Raw genomic sequence first — 26,398 nt, 5'->3', positions numbered from 1 at the left:
AGGGAAGGGGGGCCGCGACAGACCCGGCGATCCGGCGATGAAACCGGGCTGGCCCGGCGCGAAAGCGTCAGGCCACCGGCGTCGCCATCAGACCTCGACGTGGATGCCGCACTCGCGCTTCAGGCCGTTGAAGCGGGTGTCTTCCTCGCGCATGCCGGGTTCCCAGCGGCGCGTGGTGTGGAAGTCGCCGATCGAGACGTAGCCCTGTTCCCACAGCGGGTGGTAGGGCAGGTCATGCTGCTTCATGTACTGCCAGACATCGCGGTCGGTCCAGTCGACGATGGGGTTGATCTTCCAGCGGGCCTCGCGCTGCTGCAGCGACGGCGCGTTCGCACGGCTGGTCGACTGCGTGCGGCGCAGGCCGGTGAACCAGGTGCCCACGCCCAGATCCTTCAGCGCGCGCTTCATCGGTTCCACCTTGCGCAGGCTGTTGTACTGCTCGATGCCTACCAGGCCCTGTTCCCACAGGCGGCCATGGCGGGCTTCCATCCAGGCGCGGCTGACCAACGGACGGAAGACCTGCAGGTTGAGTTTCAGGCGCTCGACCAGTTCGTCGGCGAAGCGGTAGGTCTCAGGGAACAGGTAGCCAGTGTCGATCAGGATCACCGGCACGTCCGGCTTCTGCTGCGACACCATGTGCAGCAGCACCGCGGCCTGCGCACCGAAGCTCGAGGACATCGCCGCTTCCGCCGGGCCGTGCTTGAGTGCCCAGGCGACGCGCTGTTCGGCCGTCTGCGTTTCCAGCCAGGCGTTGTGCTCGGCGATCTGGTCGGTGTCCAGGGAAAGGGCGGGGGCGCTCATGCGTGCAGTTCCAGTGCGATCTGTCGGTGGGTGGGGTACGACGGCAGGGCGACCACGCCGCTGCGGTGGAGGAAGTCGCCGAAGCCTTCGCCGTCGGCGCGTTCGCCGGCGTAGCGCGCGAACAGGTCGTCGAGGGTGTCGAGGATCGCGGCTTCGTCGATGTTTTCGCGGTAGAGCGTGTTGAGGCGCTGGCCGCGCGCGTCGCCGCCGAGCATCAGGTTGTAGCGGCCCGGCGCCTTGCCGACGAGGGCGATCTCGGCGAGGTAGGGACGCGAGCAGCCGTTCGGGCACCCGGAGATGCGCAGCAGGATCGGCGCATCGCGCAGGCCGTGCTTTTCCAGCAGCGGCTGCAGGCGGTTGGTGAAGTCGGGCAGGTAGCGTTCGGCTTCGGCCATCGCCAGGCCGCAGGTCGGGAGCGCCACGCAAGCCACCGCTGCGCGCTGCAGCGCCGTGCCCAGGCGTTCGCCAGCGTCCAGCCCATGCGCCCTCACGAGCGCATCGACGCGTTCGCGTTCGCCCGCCGGCACGCCGGCGATCACCAGGTTCTGGTTCGCCGTCATGCGGAACTCGCCCCGATGCACGTTGGCGATCTCGCGCAGGCCGGTCAGGTGGGTCGCATGCGCGGTGTCGGCGATGCGGCCGGCGAACAGGTGCAGGGTCAGGTGCCAGCGCCCGTCCTCGCCTTCCACCCAGCCGTAGCGGTCGCCGTTGTGGTCGAAGCGGAAGGCGCGTACGGGCTGCAGGGCCACGCCACTGCGGCGTTCGATCTCGCCGACCACCTTGTCCAGGCCATGGTCGTCGATGGTGTACTTGAAGCGCGCGCGCTTGCGCAGCTCGCGGTTGCCGAGGTCGCGCTGGGTGGTGACGACGGCCGTGGCGACATCGAGCAACTGGTCGGGCGTGATGAAGCCGACCACGTTGCCGACGCGCGGATAGGTCTCCGCATCGCCATGGGTCGCGCCCATGCCGCCGCCGATCACCAGGTTGAAACCGGCCAGCACGCCGTCCTCGAGGACGGCAATGAAGCCGAGATCGTTGGCGAACACGTCCACATCGTTGACGGGCGGCACCGCGAAGCCGATCTTGAACTTGCGCGGCAGGTAGGTGGCGCCGTAGATGGGCTCCTCTTCCTCGCCGCTGCCGGCCACGCGTTCCTCGTCCAGCCAGATCTCGTAATAAGCGCGCGTGTTCGGCAGCAGATGTTCCGACAGCTTCGCTGCCCAGGCCTGCACCTCGGCATGCGCACGCGATTCCAGCGGATTGGCCGCGACAAGCACGTTGCGGTTGACGTCGCCGCAGGCGGCCAGCGTGTCGATCAGCGCGGCGTTGATGGCCTGCATCGTGGCTTTCAGTTCGCGCTTGATGACGCCGTGGAACTGGAACGCCTGCCGCGTGGTGATGCGCAGCGAGTGGTTGGCGTATTGCGTGGCGATCGCGTCCAGCTTCAGCCACTGCTCCGGCGTGACCACGCCGCCTGGCGTGCGCGTGCGGATCATGAACTGGTAGGCCGGCTCCAGCTTCTGCCGGCGCCGCTCGTCGCGCAGGTCGCGGTCGTCCTGCTGGTAGCTGCCGTGGTACTTGATCAGGGTCTGGTCCGATTCGCGCAGCGCGCCGGTGACCGGGTCGGCCAGGCTGTCGAGCAGGCTGCCGCGGAGCCGGTGACTCTCGGATTTGATGTCTTCGACGGAATGGGTGCTCATGGGTGCTCTTGGCTGTGGGAGCGACGTAAGTCGCGATGGCTGTGCTCGGGACCCTGGGGTCGCGACTTACGTCGCTCCCACATCGGTATCAGAGTTAGTACACATCGCGGCTATAGCGTCCCTCCGTCTGCAGCTGCATCAGGTACTCGCGCGCCGAATCCTCGTCCAGCCCGCCGTGCTCGGCCACGATGGCCTGCAGCGCGGCATGCACGTCCTTGCCCATGCCGATGGCGCCGCAGACGTACAGGTGCGCGCCGTTCTGCAGCCAGGCGTAAACCTCGCGGCCGCGCTCGCGCAGGCGGTCCTGCACGTAGATCTTACGCGCCTGGTCGCGCGAGAACGCCAGGTCCAGGCGGTGCAGTTCGCCGCTGCGCAGCGCGTCTTGCCACTCGCTCTGGTAGAAGAAGCCGTGGTTGAAGTGCGGGGCGCCGAAGAACAGCCAGTTGCGGCCGCGCGCGCCGGTCTCCGCACGCTCCTGCACGAAGCCGCGGAACGGCGCCACGCCGCTGCCCGGACCGATCATCAGGATGTCGCGGCTGCCGTCGGCCGGCACGCGGAAGCGCTCGTTGGCCTCGATGTACACCGGGACCTGGTCGCCTTCGTCCAGCGCCGCCAGGAAACCGCTGGCCGCGCCACCATGCGCGTGGCCGAAGGCTTCGTAGCCCAGCACGTCGACGGTCAAGTGCGCTTCCTCGCCGACGCGCTTGCGGCTGGAGGCGATCGAGTACAGGCGCGGCGCGAGCGGGCGGAGCGCGGCGACCAGCTCCTGCGCGCTCCAGCCGGCCGGCCAGCGGCGCAGCACGTCGATCAGCTGGTGCGTGTTGGACAGTTGCGCCAGCGCGGCGTTCTGCGCGGGTGCGAGCAGCGCATTGAGCTCGTGCGCCTGCGCATGCGCCGCATGCGTGGCCAGGAACGAGCGCGACAGCCGGGTCAGTTCGCGGCGCGCGGCCAGCCACTCGCGGAGCGGCAGGGTGTCGCTGCCTTCGCTGACGGCGGCGCTGCCGTCCAGGTGCAGCGCATCGAGCACCGCATCGACGAGCGCGGGCGTATTGCGATGGCGAATGCCCAGCGCATCGCCGGGCTCGTACTGCAGGCCGCTGCCGTCCAGCGACAGTTCGATATGGCGCACGTCCTTGTCGGCAACGCCGTGCTGGCCGAAGCGCGGTCCCTTGAAATCACGGCCGCTGATGCGCTGGTTGAGCAGCAGCTCGGCCGGGAACGGGTGCTCGTGCGACCACGCGGCGGCGTGACCCGGGCGCAGCGGGGTGACGGTCGCCAACGGGGTCGTGGCCGTTGCCGGTGCCTTCAGCAGGTCGCGGGCGTGGGCCAGGGCCTGCTCGCGCCATGGCGTGGCGACGGTGTCGATGTCGAGGTCGGCCAGGCCCGCGGCGAACAGCCGGCTGCCGCCGAGTTCGGCTAGGCGCGCATCCAGCCGCGACGCGATGCCGCAGAAGTCGGCATAGCTGGAATCGCCCAGGCCGAGCACGGCGTACTTCAGTTCCGGCAGCTTGGGCGCTCGCTTGCCGCGCAGGAATTCGACCAGGCCGATGCTGTCGTCCGGCGGGTCGCCTTCGCCCTGCGTGCTGATGACGACATAGAGAAGGCGCTCGCTGGCCAGTTCGCGCTGCGGGTAAGCGTCGGCGCGCAGCAGGCGGACCGACAGTCCGGCGGCTTCGGCCTGTTGGGACAACGCCTCGGCGGCACGGCGGGCGTTGCCGGTCTGACTGCCATACACGATGGTCAGGCGCTGCGCGGCCTGCGCACCGGTGGCCGGGGCGATCGCTTTCGGCAACGTGGTCGGCGAGGCCGGCGGCGCCAGTTGGGCCTGCGCCAATCCAGCGGTATAGCCGGAGATCCACCACAGGCTCGCGCCATCCAGGCCGGCTACCGCCTGGGCCAGCAGCGCCCGCCGCTCCTCCGCGAGGGGGATGGGGGCGAGGACTGGCTGGGTGGCGGACATCGGCGTGGCCCACGGGCGCGACTGGGACGGTCGATGTTAGGAACCCGTTCCCCCGGGCAGAAAGGACGCCTGGTTATGGGCTTATGTCCCCCGCTTATTTCGACGGCATGAGCCCGCGGCCGAATACTGGCGGCCCTCCCGGCGATCACGCGAAGCCCTGCTAGGCTAGCGCGTCCGGATTCCAGCCCTGCCGCACCCCTCGATGACCGCCGTACACCACCTGTCCCACCTCGACCGCCTGGAAGCGGAAAGCATCCACATCCTCAGGGAGGTCGCCGCCGAGTTCCGCAATCCGGTGCTGCTGTATTCGGTGGGCAAGGACAGCTCGGTGCTGCTGCACCTGCTGCTGAAGGCGTTCGCCCCGGCCCGGCCGCCGATCCCGCTGCTGCACGTGGACACGCGCTGGAAGTTCCGCGAGATGATCGCCTTCCGCGACCTGCGCGCCGCCGAGACCGGCGTGGACCTGCGCGTGCACATCAATCCGGATGGCATCGCCCGCGACATCGGCCCGATCACCCACGGCGCCACCGTCCACACCGACGTGATGAAGACCCAGGGCCTGAAACAGGCGCTGGACCACTACCGCTTCGACGCGGCCATCGGCGGTGCGCGCCGCGACGAGGAGAAGTCGCGCGCCAAGGAACGCGTGTTCTCGTTCCGCAACGACAAGCACCGCTGGGACCCGAAGAACCAGCGACCGGAGCTGTGGAACCTCTACAACGCCCGCATCAACACCGGCGAGAGCGTGCGCGTGTTCCCGCTTTCGAACTGGACCGAGCTGGACATCTGGCTCTACATCTATCGCGAGAACATCCCGGTGGTCCCGCTGTACTTCGCCGCCGAGCGACCGGTCGTCGAACGCGACGGCGCGCTGCTGATGGTCGACGACGACCGCCTGCCGCTGCGAGAAGGCGAAGTGCCGCAGCAGCGGCGGGTGCGCTTCCGCACCCTGGGCTGCTATCCGCTGACCGGCGCGATCGAGTCCGAGGCTGACTCGCTGGAGAAGATCATCGCCGAGATGCTCGTCACCACCAGCTCCGAGCGCCAGGGCCGGGTGATCGACCACGATCCGGGCGCGTCGATGGAGAAGAAGAAGCTGGAGGGTTATTTCTGATGAATGCCCCTACCGACATCGCCGGCTACCTCAAGCAGCACGAGTCCAAGCCGCTGCTGCGCTTCATCACCTGCGGCAGCGTGGACGACGGCAAGAGCACCCTGATCGGCCGCCTGCTGTACGACAGCAAGCGGCTGTTCGACGACCAATTGGCCGCACTGGAGAAGGACAGCCGCAAGCACGGCACCCAGGGCGAGCGCATCGACTACGCGCTGCTGCTGGACGGCCTGGCCGCCGAGCGCGAGCAGGGCATCACCATCGACGTGGCCTACCGCTACTTCGACACCGACCAGCGCAAGTTCATCGTCGCCGACTGCCCGGGCCACGAGCAGTACACCCGCAACATGGCCACCGGCGCGTCCGCCGCGGACCTGGCCGTGGTGCTGGCGGATGCGCGAAAGGGTCTGCTGACCCAGACCCACCGGCACAGCTACATCGTCTCGCTGCTCGGCATCCGCCACGTGGTGCTGGCGGTGAACAAGATGGACCTGGTGGGCTTCGACGAAGCCGTGTTCGCGCGCATCGCCGCGGACTACCGCGCGCTGGCGCAGCGCCTGGGCATCGCGGAGGTCACCTGCATCCCACTGTCGGCGCTGGAAGGCGACAACCTGTCGTCGCGTTCGGCGCGCACGCCCTGGTACGCCGGTCCCGCACTGCTGGAGCACCTGGAGCAGGTGCAGGTGGAGGCGCAGGAAAACGGCGACGGCCTGCGCCTGCCGGTGCAGTGGGTCAATCGCCCGCACCAGAATTTCCGCGGCTATGCCGGCACGATCGCCGCGGGGCAGGTGAAGCCCGGTGACGAGGTGGTCGTTCTGCCATCGTCGCGCCGTACGCGCGTTGCCCAGGTGCTGGATGCCAACGGCGAGGTCGCGTCGGCATCGGCCGGGCAGGCCGTCACGCTGACCCTGGCCGACGAGATCGACATCAGCCGCGGCGATGTGATCGCCGCCGCCGGCGACCCGCCCGAAGTGGCGGATCAGTTCGCCGCCCACCTGCTGTGGATGTCGGATGCGCCGCTGCTGCCGGGCCGGCCCTACCTGCTGAAGATCGGTGCGCGCACCGTGTCGGCCACGGTCACCGAGATCAAGCACCGCATCGACGTGAACACCCAGGAGCACCTGGCCGCGAAGCGGCTGGAGCTCAACGAGGTGGGCTACTGCAACCTCAGCCTCGACGAACCGATCGCCTTCGAGGCCTACGCGCGCAACCGCGCACTCGGCGGCTTCATCCTGATCGACCGCTACGACAACGCGACGGCCGGTGCCGGCACGCTGGACTTCGCACTGCGCCGCGCCGGCAACGTGCACTGGCAGCACGTCGACGTGGACAAGGCCGCGCGTGCGCGCCAGAAGGGCCAGGCGCCGAAGGTGCTCTGGTTCACCGGCCTGTCCGGCGCGGGCAAGTCGACCATCGCCAACCTGGTGGACAAGCGTCTGCATGCGCTGGGTTACCACAGCTTCCTGCTGGACGGCGACAACGTGCGCCACGGCCTGAACCGCGACCTCGGCTTCACCGACGAGGACCGCGTGGAGAACATCCGTCGCGTGTCGGAGGTGGCGAAGCTGATGACCGACGCCGGGCTGATCGTGCTGGTCAGCTTCATTTCGCCGTTCCGCGCGGAACGGCGCATGGCGCGCGAGCGGTTCGACGAGGGGGAGTTCGTCGAGGTGTTCGTCGATGTGCCGCTGGCGCTGGCGGAAGCGCGCGATGTGAAGGGTCTGTACAGGAAGGCGCGTGCCGGCCTGATTCCCAACTTCACCGGCATCGATTCCCCGTACGAAGCGCCCGAACGCCCCGACATACATCTGCATGCAGGCGAGCACGACCCCGAGGCGCTCGCGTTGCAGGTGCTGGCGACGCTGGGTCTGGAGTAGCCCGGCCGTCGGCCCTCCGTGGCCGGCAAGGGTCATTGGTCATGGTCGGGTGTGTGCACCGCCCGCCCTTCGGCGCGTTTCCCGCACCGACTACCGCATCTGTCGCGCCTCGCGTCACGTAGGGCCGGTAGACTTGCGTAGATAACGATGATTACGGGAAGTTCCATGCTCAACCGATCCGCTCCCCGCGCCCTGCTGGTCGCGCTGCCCCTGCTGCTGCTTGCCGCGTGCGGTGGTGGCGAGGACGGACAGGCGAAGGCCAAGGGCAATGCGGGCGAGCGTCCGATCCCGGTCACCACCCAGGTCGTGCAATCGGGCGCCTGGAGCGACACCCTGCAGGCACTCGGCACGGCGAAAGCGCGCGAATCCGTCACCCTGACCGCGAAGGTCAGCGAGATCGTGCAGGACGTGCATTTCGAGAGCGGCCAGCAGGTCAAGGCCGGGCAGACGCTGGTCACGCTGAAGGGCGACGCGGCACAGGCCGCGCTGGTGCAGTCCGAGGCGACCTTCGCCGAAGCGGACCGCCTGTATCGCCGGCAGAAGGAGCTGGCCGACCAGCAACTGATCGCGCGCTCGCAACTCGATACCCAGCTGGCCCTGCGCGATGCCGCCGCCGCCCGCGTGCGCCAGGCGCGTGCCGACATCAGCGACCGCAGCGTGCGCGCACCGTTTGCCGGCGTCCTCGGTATCCGCCAGGTCAGCCCCGGTTCGCTGATCACGGCCAACAGCACCATCGCCACGCTCGACGACCTCTCGCGCATGTACGTCGACTTCCAGTTGCCGGAAGCCGCGCTGGCCTCGGTCGAACCGGGTAATGCAGTGACGGCGACGGCCACGGCGTACCCCGGCGTGTCGTTCGAAGGCCAGGTCGAGACCGTCGACGCGCGCATCGATCCGGCCACCCGCGCCGTCACCGTTCGCGCGGTCTTCGCCAATGAGGACCGCAGGCTGCGTCCCGGCATGCTGCTCGACGTGCGCCTGTTCCGTCCCGAGCGGCAGGCGCTGGTGATTCCCGAGATCGCGGTGGTGCAGGTGGGACGCGACTCGTTCGTCTACCGCGTCAAGGCGGATGGCAGCGTCGAACAGGCACCGATCACCGCCGGCGTGCGCCGCGACGGTCGCGTCGAGATCCTGAAAGGCGTCGCCGCGGGTGACCGCATCGTCATCGACGGCACCGGCAAGCTGCGCCCCGGCGTGAAAGTGGCCGATGCCGCGCCGGCCGCGCCGCCGAAGCAGGACGCGCCCGCCGCCGACGGCAAGGGCTGAGCGCCATGAAGCTCTCCGATCTGTCGATCAAGCGCCCCGTCTTCGCAGTGGTGGTCAGCCTGCTGCTGGTCGTGCTGGGCGTGATGTCGTTCCTGCGCCTGACCCTGCGCGAACTGCCCAACATCGATCCGCCGATCGTGTCGGTGGAAGTGAACTACCCGGGTGCGTCGGCCGCTGTGGTCGAGACGCGCATCACCCAGATCCTCGAGGACGGCCTGTCCGGCATCGAGGGCATCAAGACCATCCAGTCGAGCAGCCGCAACGGCCGTGCCGACGTCACCATCGAGTTCAACCTCAGCCGCGACATCGAAGCCGCCGCCAACGACGTGCGAGACCGCGTCAGCCGGGTGATGAACCGCCTGCCGGAGGAGGCCGATCCGCCGCAGATCTCCAAGGTGGAAGCCGACGCCGACGTCATCATCTGGTTGAACATGCGTTCCACCGTGATGGACACGATGGAGCTGACCGACTACGCCGACCGCTACGTGCTGGACCGCCTGTCCGCGCTCGATGGCGTGGCCCGCGTGCAACTGGGCGGCGGCCAGCGCTATGCGATGCGCATCTGGCTCGATAGCGAAGCGATGGCCGCGCGTGGCGTCACCACCGGTGACGTGGAAACCGCGCTGCGTGCGCAGAACGTCGAACTGCCGGCCGGCCGCATCGAATCGCAGGCGCGCGACTTCACCCTGCGCGTCGAGCGCGGCTACCAGCGCCCCGAACAGTTCGCGCAGCTGCCGCTGCGCAAAGGCGCGGACGGTTATGTCGTCCGGCTCGGTGATGTGGCGAAGGTCGAGCTGGGCGCGGAGGAGCGCCGATCCTACCTGCGCAGCAATGCGGTGCCGAACGTCGGCCTGGGCATCGTGCGCACGTCCACCGCCAACGCGCTGGACGTGGCCCGCGCGGCCCGTGCCGAAGCCGAGGTGATCCAGCAGACGCTGCCGGAAGGCACGGAAATCTTCATCGCCTTCGACAGCACCACCTTCATCGAAGCGTCCATCGAACGCGTGTACTGGACGCTGGGCGAAGCGATGGTGCTGGTGTTCCTGGTCATCTGGCTGTTCCTCGGCAGCCTGCGCGCGGCGTTGATTCCGGCGGTGACGGTGCCGGTCTGCCTGGTGTCCGCCTTCATCGCGCTGTATGCGTTCGGTTTCTCGATCAATCTGCTGACCCTGCTCGCGCTGGTGCTCTGCATCGGCCTGGTGGTGGACGACGCCATCGTGGTGCTGGAGAACGTGCAGCGGCGCGCCGACCTGGGCGAGCCTGCGCTGGTCGCCGCACGCCGCGGCACGGCGCAGGTGGCGTTCGCGGTCATCGCGACCACCGCGGTGCTGGTGGCCGTGTTCCTGCCGGTGGGCTTCATGGAGGGCAACACCGGCCGCCTGTTCCGTGAGCTGTCGGTGGCGTTGGCGGCGGCGGTGGCGATTTCCGCTTTCGTCGCGCTGACGCTCACGCCGATGATGTCGTCCAAGCTGGTTCGGCCCCACACCGAGCCGCGCGGCCTGAATGCGTGGACCAACCGCACGCTCACCCGCGTCAGCAATGGCTACGGTCGCCACGTGGAGCGGCTTGTCGCGATGAGCGGCAAGCGCATCCTCGGCCTGGTGCTGCTGGCGATGGCGCTGTGCGGCGTGGCGGTGGTGGTGCTGGGCCTGCGCGTGCCCAGCGAGCTCGCGCCGGCAGAAGACCGCGGCCGCTTCTTCGTGATGGTGGATGGGCCGGAAGGCGCCGGCTTCGACTACATGGTCAACCAGATGCAGCAGGTCGAACGCATCGTGATGGGGCAGGTCGGCGGCGACAAGCCGATCGAGCGGGCCAACTCGCGCGTGCCGCGCGGATTCGGCGGCAGCGAGGACATGCATACCGGCCAGGTCATCGTCTTCCTGCAGGACTGGCACGAGCGCGAGGCGACGACGGACGATGTCGTCAACGGCCTGCGCGCGGAACTTTCGAAGCTGCCGGGCGTGCAGGCGCGCGCGAACGTCGCCGGTGGCCTCGTCGGCAGTCGCGGCCAGCGCTACCAGCTGGTGCTGGGCGGCCCGGACTACGCCGAACTGGCGCAGTGGCGCGACCGCATCCTGCAGCGGATGGAATCCAACCCTGGCATCCAGGATCCGGATTCTGACTACAAGGAAACGCGCCCGCAGATGCGCGTGAACATCGACCGCGACCGCGCCGCCGATCTGGGCGTGCCGGTGCAGGAGATCGGCCGCACGCTGGAAACGATGATGGGTTCGCGCCAGGTGACCACGTACGTGGACAACGGCGAGGAATACGACGTCATGCTGCAGGCCGGTCGGGAGAACCGCGCCAACACCGAGGATCTGGCCAATACCTACGTGCGCGGCACCGATGGCGCACTGGTTCCCCTGTCGAACCTGGTGACGCTCAGCGAGATCGCCGAGCCGGGCACGTTCAACCGCTTCAACCGCCTGCGCGCGATCACCATCAGCGCCGGGCTCGCGCCGGGCTACACGATGGGAGAAGCGCTGGAGTGGACACGGCAGGCGGTGGCGGAGGAGCTGCCGGACTACGCACAGATCGACTGGAAGGGTGAATCGCGCGAGTACCAGGAGGCCGGCGGCGCCATCCTGCTGACGTTCACGCTAGCGCTGCTGATCGTCTACCTGGTGCTGGCGGCGCAGTTCGAGAGCTTCATCCACCCGCTGATCATCATGCTGACCGTGCCGCTGGCGGTGCTGGGCGCGCTGATCGGCCTGTGGGTCACCGGCGGCACGCTGAACCTCTTCAGCCAGATCGGCATCGTCATGCTGATCGGCCTGGCGGCGAAGAACGGCATCCTGATCGTGGAATTCGCCAACCAGCTGCGCGACGACGGCGCCAGCGTGGCGCAGGCCATCGCCGACTCCGCACGCGTGCGCCTGCGTCCGATCCTCATGACGTCCGTCGCCACCGTCATGGGCGCGGTGCCGCTGGTACTGGCAGGCGGGCCGGGCTCGGCCAGCCGCGCCACCATCGGCGTGGTGGTCATCTTCGGCGTGACGTTCTCGACGCTGCTCTCGCTGTACGTGGTGCCGGCGTTCTACGCGCTGCTGGCGCCGTTCACGCGTTCGCCCGAAGCGGTGGCGCACGAGCTGAGCAAACTGGAAGCCGAGACACCCTCCGTCGGCGGCCATGGCTGACACCGGCGCGCGCCCGCATGCGGACGTACGCATCGCGGGCGACGGCTTCCTGCTGCGTGCATGGCGGCAGGACGATCTCGAAGCCCTGCTGCGCAACGCCGACGATCCTCAGGTGCCGCGTGGCCTGAGCGAGCGTTTCCCTCACCCATATACGCGCGCCGATGGCGAGGCGTTCCTGGCCGGCCATGTGGTGGACTTCCGGCATCCGGTATTCGCGATCGAGATCGATGGCGGAGCCAGCGGAGGCATCGCCGTGCGCCCGCACGCGGGCGAGCGGGGCCACGCCGCGGAACTGGGCTACTGGCTCGGGCGCGCGCACTGGGGCCGGGGTCACATGACGCGCGTGGTGGCCACCTATCTGGGCTGGGTGGTGCCTGCGCTGTCGCTGCGCCGCATCGAGGCCAACGTGCTGGACACCAACCCGGCTTCCGCGCGGGTGCTGGTGAAGAACGGCTTCGTCGAGGAAGGCTGTCGGCGGGCCGCGATCCGGAAGGCGGACGGACTGCACGACCTGAGGCTGTTCGGGCGGGTCTGGCCCGGCTGAAACGCCGGCGGGGACTGCGCAGCGGCGCGTGTTGCGGTTATCTTGCAGGTACCCGGCGGCGCCCTGCGCCGCCTTCCCGTATCCCAGCGCACGCACGAACGACGGAGACGCATCCCCGTGGAAGCCTTTTTCAACTGGTTGAACGGCATCATCTGGAGCAACGCGCTGATCGCGCTGTGCCTGGGTGCCGGCCTGTGGTTCACCCTCCGCACCCGCGTGATGCAGGTCCGCGGCTTCGCCGAGATGTGCCGCCTGACCGTCACCGGGCAGAAATCCGATGCGGGCGTATCTTCGTTCCAGGCCCTGGCCATTTCGATGGCCGGCCGCATGGGCATCGGCAACATCGCCGGCGTCGCCACCGCGATCGCCTACGGCGGCCCCGGTGCGGTGTTCTGGATGTGGGTGATGGGCTTCCTGGGCGCGTCCACGTCGTACATCGAATGCACGCTGGCGCAGATCTACAAGGAAAAGGATGGCGAGGGGCGCTATCGCGGCGGTCCGGCCTACTACATCGAGAAGGCGATGGGCCTGAAGTGGTACGCCGTCACCTTCGCCGTGGCGACCGTCATCGCCACCGGCTTCCTGCTGCCGGGCGTGCAGGCCAATGCCATCGCCGACAGTGCCAGCAACGTGCTGTGCAGCGCCGGTGGCTGCGACGCCGTCGGTGGTGCGGGTGCGCTGAAGCTGTGGCTGGGCGTGGGCGTGGCGGCGGTGCTGGCGCTGATCATCTTCGGCGGCATCAAGCGCATCGCCACGTTCGCCGAAGTCGTCGTGCCGTTCATGGCGCTGGCGTTCATCCTGATGGCGGTCATCGTCATGATCGCCAACGCCGGCAAGGTGCCGGCGATGTTCGCCGACATCTTCTCCAGCGCGTTCGGCGCGCATGCGGCGTTCGGCGCGATCATCGGCCAGGCGATCGCCTGGGGCGTGAAGCGCGGCATCTACGCGAACGAAGCCGGCCAGGGCACCGGCCCGCACGCCGCCGCGGCCGCCGAGGTCTCGCACCCGGCCAAGCAGGGCTACGTGCAGGCCTTCGCGATCTACTTCGACACCATGCTGGTGTGCACCTCGACGGCGTTCCTGCTGCTGTCGACGGGCATGTACAACACGTTCAAGACCGTCACCGAGAACGGCAAGGACACGCTGGTCGAGATCTTCTCCGGCGTTCCGGGCCTGCAACCCTCGGAAGGTGCGCAGTTCACCCAGGCCGCGGTGGAATCGGTGCTGCCGGGCTGGGGTGCGGGGTTCGTGGCGCTGGCGCTGTTCTTCTTCGCCTTCACCACGATCATGGCCTATTACTACATGGCCGAGACCAACCTGACCTACCTGGCCGGCACCAAGAAGACCCATCCGCTGGCAACCTTGCTGCTGCGCGTGGGCATCGTGGGCATGGTGATCTTCGGTGCGTACCACAACGCCGCGATGGCCTGGACGCTGGGCGACATCGGCGTCGGCCTGATGGCGTGGTTGAACGTCATCGCGATCCTGATCCTGCAGAAGCCGGCGCTGATCGCGCTGCGCGACTACGAGCGGCAGAAGAAGCTGGGCGTTGACCCGACGTTCGATCCGGATGCGCTGGGCATCCGCAACGCCGACTTCTGGAAGACGAAGGCCTGACGTGAGTAATCCCTGGAACAGCCGGCCGCCACGGCCACCGGGCAATCCGCCCGATCGGCGGCGGCCGCCGCAAGCGCCCTCGCCGCGCGAAGAGCGCCCCGCGGGCAGCGCGCGCGACGAACTCCGCCTGTACGGTCTCAATGCGGTGCAGGCGGTCTTCGCGCGGCGCGCGGACGCGATCCGCAAGGTCTACCTGACCGAGTCGCGTATCCAGGCCCTGAAGCCGTTGCTGGCGTGGTGCGTGAAGCAGCGGGTCGGCTACCGCGTGGTGGAAGAGGGCGATCTCGACCGGCTCGCGGCCAGTACGCACCACGAAGGCATCGTGGCCGACGTGCGCAAGGTCGAGCCGCTGCCGATGTCCGACTGGCTGCGCGCATTGCCCGAAGGCAAGCCCGTCGCCGCGTTGTGGCTCGATGGCGTGGGCAACCCGCACAACTTCGGCGCGATCCTGCGCTCGGCCGCGCACTTCGGCGTGGCCGGCATCCTGCTACCGCGTGATTCGACGCTGGCGATCTCCGGCGCGGCGGCGCGCGTGGCCGAAGGCGGTGCCGAGCAGGTGCCGCTGGTGCGCATGGGACAGCCGGACAACGCCGCCGCCCAGCTGCGCAATGCAGGTTTCTCGCTGGCCGCCACCGTCGTGCGCGGTGGCGACGACCTGTTCGCCGCCAAGCTGCCGCAGCGCCTCGTCTACGTGATGGGTGCGGAGGGCGAAGGCATGGATGCACGCCTCGCCGATGCCTGCGATACGCGACTGTCGATCCCCGGCAGCGGCGCCGTCGAGAGCCTCAACGTGGCCGCCGCGACGGCGGTGTTCCTGGCGCAGTGGGCGCAGCGCGCCCGCTGAGCCTCACTCGGTAGCCGCGGTCTCTTTGAGCTGGCTGCCGAAGTCGCCCTCGGCGTCCGCCGCCAGGTAGGCGAACACCGTGTAAGCCGCCACGTTCTGCGCCAGCGCGGCCGGGTCGATCTTGTCGAGCGTGTCGTCTGCGTTGTGGTGCAGATCGAAATAGTCGCTGCCGTCCTGCGCCAGCCACGCCCACGCCATGCCCTTTGCCGCGAACGGGCTGATGTCCGGGCCCGCGCTGCCCTTGCCGGGCGCGTACTCGATGCCCAGCGGCGCCAGCGCCTGCGCGATCTGCTCGGTGGCCTTGCGCGCGTGGTCCGGCGCGCCGGTGTTGAACGCATAGATGCGACCGGCGCCGAAATCGCTCTCCGCACCGATCTGGTGGCGCGTGATGTCGCCCAGGTGCTTCTCCGCATACGCCTTGCCGCCGTACAGGCCCTGCTCCTCGTTGGCGAAGGCGATCACGCGGATGGTGCGCTTCGGCGCCTGCTTCAGCTGGCCGATCAGGTGGCCGGCGGCCATCGTGATGGCGATGCCGGCGCCGTCGTCGATCGCGCCGGTGCCGAGGTCCCATGAATCCAGGTGGCCGCCGATCACCACGACCTCCTTCGGCAGGCTGCGCCCCGTGATCTCGCCGATCACGTTGTGCGAGGTGTACTCACCGTCCCAGCCGCAATCCAGCGCGAGCGATACGCGCACCGGACCGCGCTGCAGCAGGCGCGCCAACTGGTCGGCATCCGGGATGGTCAGCGATGCCGACGGTACCGGCGTCAGGCCTTCGTCGAACCGGGTGATGCCGGTATGCGCGACGCGATGGTTGTCCGTGCCGGCCGAGCGCATCAGGAACGCGATCGCGCCCTTGCGGATCGCGGCCGACGGGCCCTTCGAGCGGATCGCGCCGCCGTTGCGATAGTCGCTGCCATCGCGCGCGGAGGTCATCTGGTAATCGACGAAGGCGATCTTCCCGGCCAGGGATCCCGCGGGCGCCGCTTCCAGTGCAGCCAGGTCGGCGAAGCGGACGATCTCCGCCTCCACGCTGCCCTTCGGACTGCCGCCGAGTGCGGTGACCGTCAGCGGTTGCGCGTGTCCACCGAGTACGGCGGCCCGCTCGCTGCGACGCACCCACTTCGGAAACGTCACCGGTTCGATCCACACCTTGTCGAAGCCGAGCGCCTTGAACTTCGCCTGTGCCCACGCCACGGCTTTCGCATCGGCCTCGCTGCCGGCCAGGCGCGGGCCCACCTCCGTCGTCAGCGATTCGACGACGTTCCAACCGGTGCGGTCGGCGAGCGCCTGTTCGCGCAGCTGCGCCGCGGTGGCGAGTGCGGCGTCGGGGATGCGGGTTTCGCGCGACGCGGCGAAAGCGGGAGCGGTGACGGCCAGGGCGAGCAGCAGCGGAGCAAGGCGCATGGAAAGTCCCGGAAAAACGAAGGCCACGAGCTTAGCAGCCCGTGGCCCCGTGTTTCCGTCGACGGCGTTGCCGATCGGGAACGCCGCGTTCGTTATTTCTTCAGCGCGTCGCGGATCTCGCGCAGCAGCAGCACGTCCTCGGGTGGCGCTGCGGGCGCGGCCTCGGGCTTGCGGTGCAGGCGGTTGACCGCCTTGACCAGCAGGAAGATCGCGAACGCGACGATGACGAACTGGATGACCGTGTTGAGGAACTCGCCGATGCCGACCACGATCGCGGGCACTTCCTTGCCCGCGGCGTCGACGGTGGCTTCCTTCAGCGTCCACGCCCACTTCGAGAAGTCGACGCCACCGATCAGGTAGCCGATGGGCGGCATGATGATCTTGTCGACCAGGGTGGTGACGATCTTGCCGAAGGCCGCGCCGATCACCACGCCGACGGCCAGGTCGACCACGTTGCCGCGCGCGATGAATTCCTTGAACTCGCTGATCATGCCCATTGCGTCATCTCCTGGAACGGCGCCGACTCGCCACTGCGATGGACTATAACCCCGGGCGTCGACGGTGCAAGGCAGGATCAGCCGGCGATGCGCCCGCGCAGTTCCACCACGCCATCGAGCGAGGCCACGAAGGTGTCGCCGGGCACCAGTGCGGCTACGCCTGCCGGCGTGCCCATGAAGACCAGGTCGCCGGCCTTCAGTGCATAGAGCTTCGACAGCTCGTGCAGGATGTCGGGCACGTCCCAGATCAGGTCGTGCAGTGCGCCGTGCTGCCGGACATCGCCGTTCACGCGCAGGGTCAACGTGCGGCTATCGAGCGCGCCGACCTCGGCGGCGGCGACCAGGTCGCTGATCGGTGCCGAATGATCGAAGCCCTTGCCGGTGTCCCACGGCAGGCCCTTGGCCTTGGCGGCGCCCTGCAGGTCGCGGCGGGTCAGGTCCAGGCCGACGCTGTAGGCGATGACCAGGTCTTGCGCCGCTTCGCGCGACAGCGTGCCCGCGGGTGCGTCGGCGCCCAGCGCGGCGACCAGTTCGACCTCATGGTGCAGGTCGTTCGTGCCCGGCGGGTAGGGTACGTCCCCGTTGCCGGTGACGATGGCGTCCGCCGGCTTGTGGAAGAACACCGGCGTGCCGCGTTCGGCCTTCGAAGCGGGCGCGGCCGCGCCCATTTCACGCGCATGGTCGGCGAAGTTGCGGCCGACGCAGAAGATGCGCCGGACAGGGAACGTGCCGCCGCCGCGTACGGGGACGCGTGGCACGGGCGGAGCGGGAACGAGGTCGGTCATGGCGGCCGGGCAGCAGGTGGAACGGCCGCAAAGTGTAGGCGGGAACCGGGTTCCCGCGGTGGGATCAACGCGACAGCGGGAGCACCGGCTTGCGCACCACGTGGTATTCCGCGTCCACCACGCGCGCATCGCGGGCCTGCGGCTTGCCGCGCTGGCGAACCAGCTTGTAGACCAGGCCGGCCGCGATCATGGCCGCTCCGACGAACACGCTGAAGAACACCAGCACGCCCAGCAGCGCCACGCCCACTAGGCCCAGTCCCACCCGCAGGAGCGGATGGCGCGGCTTGCGCGGCGCGAAGATGTGGCGGAAGGAATTGAACTGGAAATGGCGTGCGTACATGGCGGTGCGTCGTGACAGAATGCGGCGGGAGCCGGTGCACGCAGTATCGGATGACGGTTAGATGACCGTGTGAGGACTTCGTTAAGTGCCATGCGACTAAGTGCACTGAATGACATCGCCGACGGGGCTTTCGCCGAGGTTGAGGCCACGATCGGCGACGATGCCGAGTCGTTGATCCTCTATCGGTCGGGCGGAGAGGTGCGCGCCTGGCTGAATGTCTGTCCCCACGCGGGCCGGCGCCTCGATTGGGCGCCCGGGCAGTTCCTCAAGAGCAAGGACGGTCATCTGGTCTGTGCGGCCCACGGTGCGTCGTTCGAGCTCGTGGCCGGTGCCTGTGTCGCAGGGCCATGCCGGGGCGACACGCTGCACGCCGTCGCGGTGCAGGTGCGCGATGGCGAGGTATGGCTCGCCTGAGAGCGCGGGTCTTCAGGCGACGCCCTGCTGGATCACGCAGTGCCACCCCGTGCGGTAGGTTTCGTACCCGGGGGAGGCCGCCTGCGCCAGACAGCAGGCGCGCCCCTCGATGACCAGATCGGTCGCAGCCCGGGCCTGTGCGAACAGGGTCGCCCGCCCTGGGAAGTCCAGCCGCGGCGACGCGGCATCTCCGCGCGCGGAGTCGGCCAGCACATGGCCTTGTCCGTCGACGATGCAGACGCGACTGCGGCGCCATTCGGCGTCCGACAACGGGGTGCGTTCCACGATGGTCTGCGCCAGCGCATCCCAGCGGAACACGATGCCCAGCACGCCCAGCGGTCTTCCCGCCACGCGGCCGCCTTCGCGCACGGTGCAGGCGTACACCAGTACGCGCTCTCCGCCGGCCAGGGGGCTGGCATGCATTGACTGGAAGCCGAATTGCTCTCCGCTGTGCGTGGCCATGGCGGACTGGAACCATGCCTGCTGTGCGGCCGACTGGCCTGTCGAGCGGTATTGGCGCGGCCGTCCGTTGGCGATGATGTTGCCCTGCAGGTCGGCGAGCACCAGGTCGAAGTAGACCGTGTACGAGTCCAGGATCTGCCCCAGCCGCTGGCTGGCATGGGCGAGCGCGGCCGGTTGCGGATCCTGCGCCGCCGCGACCACGGCCGCGTCGGTGGCCCACCAGCGCACGTCGCAGCTGCGTTCGTAGAGGTTGCGGTCGATCAGGTCGATGTTGGCCAGGGCGAGGTCGGTCAGGCGCGTGCGGCGCACGTCGGTCTGCAGCTGGTCCAGCCGCTCCCGCAGGTCATGGCTGGTGCGGACGGCCATGCGGTCGATGTCCTGCGCGGTGTCGCTGACCCGGCGCGCGAGGGTATCCATTTCTTCGGCGATCACGCCGAAGCTGCGGCCTGCCGTGCCGATGCGCACGGCTTCGATGCGGGCGTTCATCGAAATGATGCGGGTGATGCGGTTGATCTCGTCGATCTTCTGCAGCGATTGCCGCAGTTGCTTGAGCAGCGAGTCCGACAGTCCCGATACGGACTGGATGTGGTCGTCGATGCCGGCGTCGTCGGTGGGGTCGGTGGCGCGTGCGTTCATGGGTTTCCTTGCGTGGCGGGGTGGCCGTGCGTTCGCGCATGGCCGTCATTGAGGCGCTATCGGCGCGTCTCGCAGCCGCTTTAGCAGGCACCTTCGCGGTGCAGGTTTTCCCCTCGGTGGGGCGCGCTGCGCACGCGCGTTGGACGTTCGCACCTCGCTTCCCTAGAATCCGCCGACCACGGGAAGGGGAGCGGCATGGGCGACGCGAGCATCTGCATCAACTGCGGCCGAGCCGTCGCCGATCCCCAGCAGAAGTTCTGTCCCGCCTGCGGCCAACCCACGCCGGTGCATCGCATCGACTGGCATTTCCTCGGCCACGAGCTGGAGCACAGCGTGCTCCACATGGATCGCGGCATCCTGTATTCGCTCAAGGAGCTGATGCTCAGGCCCGGGCACCTGATGCGGGCGTATCTGGAGGGAAGGCGCGCGAAGCAGGTCAAGCCGTTGCTGTTGCTGATGATCTCCGCAGCCGCCGTCATCCTGCTCGGGAAGTTCTTGCTGGACGGGGATATCGTCGGTTCGGCGATGGAGCTGGGCTTCGCGGGAAGCGCCGGTCCCAAGGCGGGCGCGGGCGTGGACCCGGCCGCGCTGGCTGCGACGTTCGCCGCGGCGAAGGACTGGCTCAACGGCCACATGACGGCATTCACGCTGCTCTGCCTGCCGCTTGAGGCGGCCGCGTTCTGGCTGGCTTTCAAGGGGCGGGGATTGAACTATCCCGAATGGCTGGTCGTCTCGGCATTCCTGACGGTGCAGTCGTTCGTCTTCATGGCGATCGCCATCGTGTTGCAGCGTTGGATACCCAGTGCGCAGGCATGGATCCTGCTCTGCGTGGTGACGTACACCGTGTTCTCGCTCGTCCAGCTGTTCAACCGGCACTCCGGATGGACGTCGGCGCTGCGGGCCCTGGTGGGGCTTGGGATGTTCATGGTGGCCCAGAGCCTGATGGTCGGCGCTGCCGTCTTCGTGCTGTTCCTGCTGTTCCACCACGGTTGAAACGAACATGCCCGCCGATAGGCGGGCATGTCGTCAGGTTTGAAACCGACCGCTTACTTCAGCGCCTTGAACCGCAGGCGGTGCGGACGCGCGCCTTCCTCGCCCAGGCGACGCTTCTTGTCTTCCTCGTACTCGCGGTAGTTGCCCTGGAAGAACTCCACGTGCGAGTCGCCTTCGAAGGCGAGGATGTGCGTGGCGATGCGGTCCAGGAACCAGCGGTCGTGCGAAATGACGAAGGTATTGCCGGGGAATTCCAGCAGCGCGTCTTCCAGCGCACGCAGGGTTTCGATGTCCAGGTCGTTGGAGGGTTCGTCGAGCAGCAGCACGTTGCCGCCCTGCAGCAGCGTCTTGGCCATGTGCAGGCGGCCGCGTTCACCGCCGGACAGCGAGCCGACCATCTTCTGCTGGTCCTGGCCCTTGAAGTTGAAGCGGCCGATGTAGGCGCGCGACTGGATCTCCACGCCATTGATGTTGAGGATGTCCAGGCCGCCCGAGATTTCCTGGAAGACGTTGTGGTTGCCTTCCAGCTTGTCGCGGCTCTGGTCGACGTAGGCCAGCTGCACGGTCGGGCCCTTGATGATCTCGCCGGAATCCGGCTTCTCCTGCCCGGTGATCATCTTGAACAGCGTCGACTTGCCGGCGCCGTTCGGGCCGATGATGCCGACGATGGCGCCGCCGGGCACCAGGAAGCTCAGGTTGTCGATCAGCAGGCGGTCGCCGAACTTCTTGGAGACGTTCTTGAACTCGATCACCGAGTTGCCCAGGCGCTCGCCCGGCGGGATGAAGATCTCGTTGGTCTCGTTGCGGCGCTGGTAGTCGACCGACTGCAGCTCTTCCAGGCGGGCCAGACGGGCCTTGCCCTTGGAACGGCCGCCCTTGGCGTTCTGGCGCGACCACTCCAGTTCCTTCTGGATGGCCTTCTGACGGGCCTTTTCCTGGTTGTCTTCCTGCTTCAGGCGCTCATCCTTCTGGACCAGCCAGTCGGTGTAGTTGCCCTTCCACGGAATGCCGCGGCCGCGGTCCAGTTCGAGGATCCACTCGGCGGCGTTGTCGAGGAAGTAGCGGTCATGGGTGACCGCCACCACGGTGCCGGTGTAGCGGGCGAGGAACTGTTCCAGCCACTCGACGGACTCGGCATCCAGATGGTTGGTCGGTTCGTCGAGCAGCAGCATGTCCGGCTTCTGCAGCAGCAGGCGGCACAGGGCGACGCGACGCTTCTCTCCGCCGGACAGCTTGCCGACGATCGCATCCCACGGCGGCAGGCGCAGCGCGTCGGCGGCCACGTCCAGCTGGTTTTCCAGCGTGTGCGCGTCGCCGGCGGCGAGGATGGCTTCCAGGCGCTCCTGCTCCTTGGCGAGGGCGTCGAAGTCTGCACCTTCCTCGGCATACGCGGCGTAGACCGCTTCCAGCGCCGCCTGGGCCTGCAGAACGTCGCCCACGCCTTCCTCGACGGCCTGGCGGACGGTGTGTTCGGGGTTCAGCTCCGGCTCCTGCGCCAGGTAGCCGACCTTGATGCCGGGCTGGGGGCGGGCTTCGCCTTCGAAATCCTTGTCCACGCCGGCCATGATCTTCAGCACGGTGGACTTGCCGGCGCCGTTCAGGCCCAGCAGGCCGATCTTCGCGCCCGGATAGAACGACAGCGAGATGTCCTTGATGATCTGCCGCTTCGGCGGGACCACCTTGCTGACCCGGTTCATGGTGTAGATGTATTGCGAGGACATGCAGGCTCCGGTACGCAGGCCCCGTCGCCCAGCCGTGCGACGGCGGGCGGGGAGGCAAAGGGGAAGGCGGCGATTATAGCCGCTCCGGCCCGCCCGACCGCTGGCTGAATACGTTTCGCCAACATGGCGTTGACGTGGCCGTAACCGTTTTCCAGCGGGAATCGGTTCAGATGTGATCCGCATGATGGGACCCACGTGCCACACAGAGGGCTTTCCATGAATACCAAGCGTCTTTTCCAGAGCATGGCCTGCGCCATCCTCGCCTTTGCCGTCACCGCCCCCGTGCTTGCACGCGACCACGATCGCGGTCGCGACCGGGACCGCTCCAGCCACCATGATCGCCGCGACGACCGTCGGGACGATCGCCGCGACTGGCGTGAGGATCGCCGGGACGACCGCCGCGACTACCGCGACCAGCGCCAGGCCTACCGTCACGGCTACCACGATGGCCGTCGCTACGACGACCGGCGCTATGACGACCGTCGCTATTACGCGCCGCCCCGCGTCGTCTACCGCCCGGCACCGCCCAGCTACCACCGCTGGGCCAAGGGCCAGCGTTACCGGGACTACTACCGCGGCCCGGTCTACGTGGTGAACGACTACAGCCGCTACCACGTGCGCCATCCTCCCCGCGGTTACCACTGGGTGCGCGACGACCGCGGCAACCTGCTGATGGTCGCCATCGCCACCGGCATCATCGCCGACCTGCTGCTGCACCACTGAGCCAGCGGGCCCGATGCCCCCGAAAAGCGCGCTCCGGCGCGCTTTTCCTTTTCCGGGCCGGGGTGGCCAGGGGCGGGGCGGGCTACAATCGGTCCTCCCGCCCGACCTGCCCCGGAGACCCGATGTTCCCGCGCGACGCCCGCATCGAAACCTACGATCCCGAACTGGCCCAGGCAATCGCCCATGAGGCGCGCCGGCAGGAGGATCACGTCGAGCTGATCGCCAGCGAGAACTACGCCAGCCCCCGCGTGCTGGAAGCACAGGGCAGCGTGCTGACCAACAAGTACGCCGAGGGTTACCCGCACAAGCGCTACTACGGCGGCTGCGAGTACGTCGACATCGCCGAGCAACTGGCGATCGACCGCGTGAAGCAGCTGTTCGGCGCCGACTACGCCAACGTGCAGCCGCATTCCGGCTCGCAGGCCAACCAGGCCGTGTACTTCGCCCTGCTGCAGCCGGGCGACACCATCCTGGGCATGAGCCTGGCCCACGGCGGTCACCTGACCCACGGCGCCAAGGTCAACGCCTCGGGCAAGATCTTCAACGCCGTCCAGTACGGCGTGAACGACCAGGGCCTGATCGACTACGACGAAGTCGAGAAGCTGGCGCTGGAGCACAAGCCGAAGATGGTCGTGGCCGGCTTCTCCGCCTATTCGCAGGTGGTGGACTGGGCACGTTTCCGCGCCATCGCCGACAAGGTCGGCGCCTACCTCTTCGTCGACATGGCGCACGTGGCGGGCCTGGTAGCCGCCGGCGTCTATCCGAATCCGCTGCCGCATGCGCACGTGGTGACCTCGACCACCCACAAGACGCTGCGCGGCCCGCGCGGCGGCATCATCGTGGCCAGTCGTGCTGGTTTGGGGCCGGCGGGCGAGGAGATCGAGAAGAAGCTGCAGAGCATCGTCTTCCCGGGCATCCAGGGTGGTCCGCTGATGCACGTCATCGCGGCCAAGGCCGTGGCCTTCAAGGAGGCGCTGGAGCCGGAGTTCAAGAGCTACCAGGCGCAGGTCGTGAAGAACGCCCAGGCGATGGCGAAGACGATCATCGCGCGCGGCTACAAGATCGTCTCCGGCGGCACCGAGAACCACCTGATGCTGGTCGACATGATCGGCAAGGACGTCAGCGGCAAGGACGCGGAAGAAGCCCTCGGCAAGGCGCACATCACCGTCAACAAGAATTCCGTGCCGAACGATCCGCGCAAGCCCTTCGTGACCTCGGGCCTGCGCATCGGCACGCCTGCCGTCACCACGCGCGGCTATGGCGAACAGGACTGCATCGACCTGGCCAACTGGATCTGCGATGTGCTCGACGCGCCGAGCGATGAAGCCGTGCTGGCGAAGGTGCGTGACAACGTCACCGCGCAGTGCCGGAAGTACCCGGTTTACGGCTGACCGACGACGATGCACTGCCCCTTCTGCCAGCACACCGATACCCGGGTGATCGACTCGCGCGTCTCCGAGGACGGCGCGACGATCCGTCGTCGTCGGGAGTGCGAAGCGTGCGGGGAGCGGTTCTCCACGCTGGAGAACATCGAGATCAAGCTGCCGGCGGTCATCAAGGGCGATGGCCGTCGCGATACGTTCGATGCGCGCAAGCTGCGCGCCGGTTTCGACCGTGCGCTGCAGAAGCGGCCGGTATCCGAAGAACAGATCGAGGCTGCCGTGCGGGCGGTGATCCATGCCATCCGCATGAGCGGTGAGCGCGAAATCGCCTCGCGCAAGATCGGCGAGTTCGTCATGGGCGAGCTGCGCAAGCTCGACCATGTGGGGTACGTGCGCTTCGCTTCGGTGTACCGCAGCTTCGAGGACGTCGCCGATTTTCGCGACGAGATCGAGAAGCTGGAACGCGATCTTCCCGCCGCCGGCCAACTGTCCCTGTTGAGCGGCGACGTGGTGCCGTTCGACAAGCACGCGGACAAGAACAAGAAGCGCTGAGCGTGCGCATCGAGGCGATCGGGCGGCACACCGCGTGCATCGAAACGCTCGCGCGCTGGCACCATCAGGAGTGGGGCGGGCTGTACGACGACTGGACCCTGGATGCCGCCACGGCCGAGTTGGTGGATCATGCGACCCGCACGTCGGTACCGACCACGCTGCTGCTGATGGACGGGAAGGAGCTGCTGGGATCGGTCAGCCTGCTGGTCGAGGACGCGCCTGCGCTGCAGGATCGTGGCAGTCCGTGGTTGGGCAGCCTGTTCGTGTTGCCCGAAGCGCGGGGCCGTGGCGGCGGACGCGTGCTGGTCGACGCGGCGGTCGCGCATGCCGCGCGTGAGGGTGTGGCGCTGCTTCGCCTGTTCACCCTGTGGCACGAGAGCTTCTATGCCTCGCTCGGGTGGCAAGTGGAAGAGCGCACGTCGCTGCACGGCACCCCGGTCGTCGTGATGTCGATCCGGCCGGCCGAGCGCGTGGCGCATACTGTCGCCCCTTCCGATGCAGCGTGACGACGCATGACCGATACCGCCTTTTCCGCGTTCGACCACCAGTGCATGGCGCGGGCGCTGCGGTTGGCCGAGCGCGGTGCCTACACCACGCGGCCGAACCCGATGGTGGGCTGCGTGATCGCGCAGGGTGCACAGGTCATCGGAGAAGGCTGGCACCAGAAGGCCGGCGGTCCGCATGCGGAGGTGTTCGCGCTGCAGGCGGCAGGCGAGCAGGCGAAGGGGGCGAAGGGGGCGACGGCGTACGTCACGCTGGAGCCGTGTGCGCATACCGGCCGCACCGGTCCTTGCGCGGACGCGCTGGTCGCCGCGGGCGTGACGCGCGTGGTCGCGGCGATGCGCGATCCGTTTCCCCAGGTGGATGGCGCGGGTTTCGATCGCCTGCGCGCGGCGGGCATCGAGGTGCAGGCCGGATTGATGGAAGCACAGGCGCGACGCCTGAACCGTGGCTTCCTATCGAGGGTGGAGCGCGGCAGGCCGTGGATGCGGGTGAAACTGGCCACCAGCCTGGACGGCCGCACCGCGATGGCGAATGGCGATTCGAAATGGATCAGTGGCGAGGCATCGCGGCGCGACGTGATGCGCTGGCGCGCGCGCGCCGGCGCCATCCTCACCGGGGCAGGCACGGTGCTGGCCGACGACCCTTCGCTCACCGTGCGCTTCGGTGACGACACGGCCTTCGAGCCGCCGCTGCGGGTGGTGCTCGACCCTGGCCTGGCCACCGTCGCGCGCGGCAACGTACGCCAGGGCGACGCGCCGACGCTCTATGTCCATACGGCCGAGGCCAAACCGCCGCGCGATGTCGATGTCCAGCGCGTGGTCGCCCCGGCCACCGGCAGCAATTTCGACCTGAAGGCGGTGCTGGAGCTGCTGGCTGGCCGGGGCATCAACGAAGTGCATGCCGAAGCGGGGGCCACACTGGCAGGCGCCTTCGTGGCGGCGGGGCTGGCCGACGAGGTCCTGTTGTACGTAGCACCGATGCTGCTCGGCGATCAGGCCCGGCCGCTGTTCGGCGGCCTGGGCATCCAGGCGATGGCGGAGCGGCTGACGCTGGAGATTGTGGACAGCCGCATGATTGGCGAAGATCACCGCCTCCTGCTGCAACCTGCCCGCTGACGCTCGC

General features: G+C 68.3%; 23 protein-coding genes. 14 read left to right on the top strand and 9 right to left on the bottom strand.

Annotated features, from left to right (window positions below; translation table 11 throughout):
- Positions 1-87 precede the first annotated feature (87 nt).
- The 3 genes from ACSQ19_RS04035 to ACSQ19_RS04025 all read right to left on the bottom strand — a co-directional run bounded on the left by ACSQ19_RS04035 (position 88) and on the right by ACSQ19_RS04025 (position 4,461).
- A complete protein-coding gene (locus tag ACSQ19_RS04035) occupies positions 88-801 on the bottom strand; it encodes a phosphoadenylyl-sulfate reductase (protein WP_436000190.1) in 714 nt (237 codons plus the stop codon).
- Positions 798-2,501, bottom strand: a complete 1,704-nt coding sequence (cysI, locus tag ACSQ19_RS04030) for an assimilatory sulfite reductase (NADPH) hemoprotein subunit (protein ID WP_436000188.1) — start codon at positions 2,499-2,501, stop codon at positions 798-800. Before cysI ends, ACSQ19_RS04035 begins: the two co-directional genes overlap by 4 nt.
- Before the next feature lie 94 nt (positions 2,502-2,595).
- Complete coding sequence (locus ACSQ19_RS04025; RefSeq protein ID WP_436000186.1) at positions 2,596-4,461, bottom strand: assimilatory sulfite reductase (NADPH) flavoprotein subunit; 1,866 nt, start codon at positions 4,459-4,461, stop codon at positions 2,596-2,598.
- A gap of 202 nt (positions 4,462-4,663) precedes the next feature.
- On the opposite strand from ACSQ19_RS04025, the gene cysD reads away from it, so the two are divergent.
- From cysD to ACSQ19_RS03990, 7 genes are all read left to right on the top strand, one after another.
- On the top strand, positions 4,664-5,575 hold the full coding sequence (gene cysD, locus ACSQ19_RS04020; RefSeq protein WP_436000184.1) for a sulfate adenylyltransferase subunit CysD: 912 nt from the start codon (positions 4,664-4,666) through the stop codon (positions 5,573-5,575).
- Entirely contained in the window at positions 5,575-7,449 is a 1,875-nt protein-coding gene (cysN, locus tag ACSQ19_RS04015; protein ID WP_436000182.1) for a sulfate adenylyltransferase subunit CysN, read from the top strand. Before cysD ends, cysN begins: the two co-directional genes overlap by 1 nt.
- 165 nt (positions 7,450-7,614) lie before the next feature.
- Positions 7,615-8,715 (top strand): efflux RND transporter periplasmic adaptor subunit, encoded by a 1,101-nt coding sequence (locus ACSQ19_RS04010; RefSeq protein ID WP_436000180.1) that lies wholly within the window; start codon positions 7,615-7,617, stop codon positions 8,713-8,715.
- Positions 8,716-8,720: 5 nt separating this feature from the next.
- Positions 8,721-11,855 carry an efflux RND transporter permease subunit gene (locus ACSQ19_RS04005; RefSeq protein WP_436000178.1) on the top strand — a complete coding sequence of 1,045 codons (3,135 nt, stop codon included), beginning with the start codon at positions 8,721-8,723 and terminating at the stop codon, positions 11,853-11,855.
- Positions 11,848-12,399, top strand: coding sequence for a GNAT family N-acetyltransferase (locus ACSQ19_RS04000; RefSeq protein ID WP_436000176.1), 552 nt, complete (start codon positions 11,848-11,850; stop codon positions 12,397-12,399). The genes ACSQ19_RS04005 and ACSQ19_RS04000 overlap by 8 nt, the downstream gene beginning before the upstream one ends.
- A 117-nt stretch (positions 12,400-12,516) precedes the next feature.
- A complete protein-coding gene (locus tag ACSQ19_RS03995) occupies positions 12,517-14,016 on the top strand; it encodes an alanine/glycine:cation symporter family protein (protein ID WP_299346491.1) in 1,500 nt (499 codons plus the stop codon).
- A 1-nt stretch (position 14,017) separates the two neighbouring features.
- Positions 14,018-14,860, top strand: a complete 843-nt coding sequence (locus tag ACSQ19_RS03990; protein ID WP_299346489.1) for a TrmH family RNA methyltransferase — start codon at positions 14,018-14,020, stop codon at positions 14,858-14,860.
- A 3-nt stretch (positions 14,861-14,863) separates the two neighbouring features.
- Here ACSQ19_RS03990 and ACSQ19_RS03985 read toward each other — a convergent pair whose 3' ends face one another.
- The 4 genes from ACSQ19_RS03985 to ACSQ19_RS03970 form a co-directional block, all read right to left on the bottom strand.
- Positions 14,864-16,267: a M28 family peptidase gene (locus tag ACSQ19_RS03985; RefSeq protein ID WP_299346486.1), complete on the bottom strand. Its 1,404-nt coding sequence runs from the start codon at positions 16,265-16,267 to the stop codon at positions 14,864-14,866.
- Positions 16,268-16,359: 92 nt separating this feature from the next.
- On the bottom strand, positions 16,360-16,764 hold the full coding sequence (gene mscL, locus ACSQ19_RS03980) for a large-conductance mechanosensitive channel protein MscL (protein WP_296278511.1): 405 nt from the start codon (positions 16,762-16,764) through the stop codon (positions 16,360-16,362).
- Positions 16,765-16,841: 77 nt separating this feature from the next.
- Positions 16,842-17,549, bottom strand: coding sequence for a fumarylacetoacetate hydrolase family protein (locus tag ACSQ19_RS03975; protein WP_436000173.1), 708 nt, complete (start codon positions 17,547-17,549; stop codon positions 16,842-16,844).
- A 64-nt stretch (positions 17,550-17,613) separates the two neighbouring features.
- A complete protein-coding gene (locus ACSQ19_RS03970) occupies positions 17,614-17,889 on the bottom strand; it encodes a hypothetical protein (RefSeq protein WP_296278509.1) in 276 nt (91 codons plus the stop codon).
- Between the two features lie 90 nt (positions 17,890-17,979).
- Between ACSQ19_RS03970 and ACSQ19_RS03965 the strand changes: the two genes are divergently transcribed.
- Positions 17,980-18,303 carry a Rieske (2Fe-2S) protein gene (locus ACSQ19_RS03965; protein ID WP_436000170.1) on the top strand — a complete coding sequence of 108 codons (324 nt, stop codon included), beginning with the start codon at positions 17,980-17,982 and terminating at the stop codon, positions 18,301-18,303.
- Between the two features lie 12 nt (positions 18,304-18,315).
- Here ACSQ19_RS03965 and ACSQ19_RS03960 read toward each other — a convergent pair whose 3' ends face one another.
- A complete protein-coding gene (locus ACSQ19_RS03960) occupies positions 18,316-19,401 on the bottom strand; it encodes a methyl-accepting chemotaxis protein (RefSeq protein WP_436000168.1) in 1,086 nt (361 codons plus the stop codon).
- A 195-nt stretch (positions 19,402-19,596) separates the two neighbouring features.
- Between ACSQ19_RS03960 and ACSQ19_RS03955 the strand changes: the two genes are divergently transcribed.
- Positions 19,597-20,394 (top strand): DUF3667 domain-containing protein, encoded by a 798-nt coding sequence (locus ACSQ19_RS03955; protein WP_436000166.1) that lies wholly within the window; start codon positions 19,597-19,599, stop codon positions 20,392-20,394.
- A gap of 53 nt (positions 20,395-20,447) precedes the next feature.
- Here ACSQ19_RS03955 and ettA read toward each other — a convergent pair whose 3' ends face one another.
- Positions 20,448-22,115, bottom strand: a complete 1,668-nt coding sequence (gene ettA / locus ACSQ19_RS03950) for an energy-dependent translational throttle protein EttA (protein WP_296278503.1) — start codon at positions 22,113-22,115, stop codon at positions 20,448-20,450.
- 216 nt (positions 22,116-22,331) lie between these two features.
- Between ettA and ACSQ19_RS03945 the strand changes: the two genes are divergently transcribed.
- The 5 genes from ACSQ19_RS03945 (at position 22,332) to ribD (ending at position 26,391) form a co-directional block, all read left to right on the top strand.
- Positions 22,332-22,838, top strand: a complete 507-nt coding sequence (locus tag ACSQ19_RS03945; RefSeq protein WP_436000164.1) for an RcnB family protein — start codon at positions 22,332-22,334, stop codon at positions 22,836-22,838.
- Between the two features lie 122 nt (positions 22,839-22,960).
- The gene (glyA, locus tag ACSQ19_RS03940; RefSeq protein WP_296278501.1) at positions 22,961-24,229 is read left to right on the top strand and encodes a serine hydroxymethyltransferase; all 1,269 of its coding nucleotides are present in this window, start codon (positions 22,961-22,963) and stop codon (positions 24,227-24,229) included.
- A gap of 9 nt (positions 24,230-24,238) precedes the next feature.
- Positions 24,239-24,772, top strand: a complete 534-nt coding sequence (nrdR, locus tag ACSQ19_RS03935) for a transcriptional regulator NrdR (protein ID WP_296278500.1) — start codon at positions 24,239-24,241, stop codon at positions 24,770-24,772.
- Between the two features lie 2 nt (positions 24,773-24,774).
- On the top strand, positions 24,775-25,278 hold the full coding sequence (locus ACSQ19_RS03930; RefSeq protein WP_436000161.1) for a GNAT family N-acetyltransferase: 504 nt from the start codon (positions 24,775-24,777) through the stop codon (positions 25,276-25,278).
- A gap of 6 nt (positions 25,279-25,284) precedes the next feature.
- The gene (ribD, locus tag ACSQ19_RS03925; protein WP_436000159.1) at positions 25,285-26,391 is read left to right on the top strand and encodes a bifunctional diaminohydroxyphosphoribosylaminopyrimidine deaminase/5-amino-6-(5-phosphoribosylamino)uracil reductase RibD; all 1,107 of its coding nucleotides are present in this window, start codon (positions 25,285-25,287) and stop codon (positions 26,389-26,391) included.
- The last annotated feature ends 7 nt before the right edge of the window (positions 26,392-26,398 follow it).

The organism is Pseudoxanthomonas sp. LjRoot127 (genome assembly GCF_964253495.1).
Taxonomy (GTDB): Bacteria; Pseudomonadota; Gammaproteobacteria; order Xanthomonadales; family Xanthomonadaceae; genus Pseudoxanthomonas_A.
The sequence above is the reverse complement of the archived record's forward strand: the minus strand, read 5'-3'. Positions and strand labels throughout refer to the sequence as shown.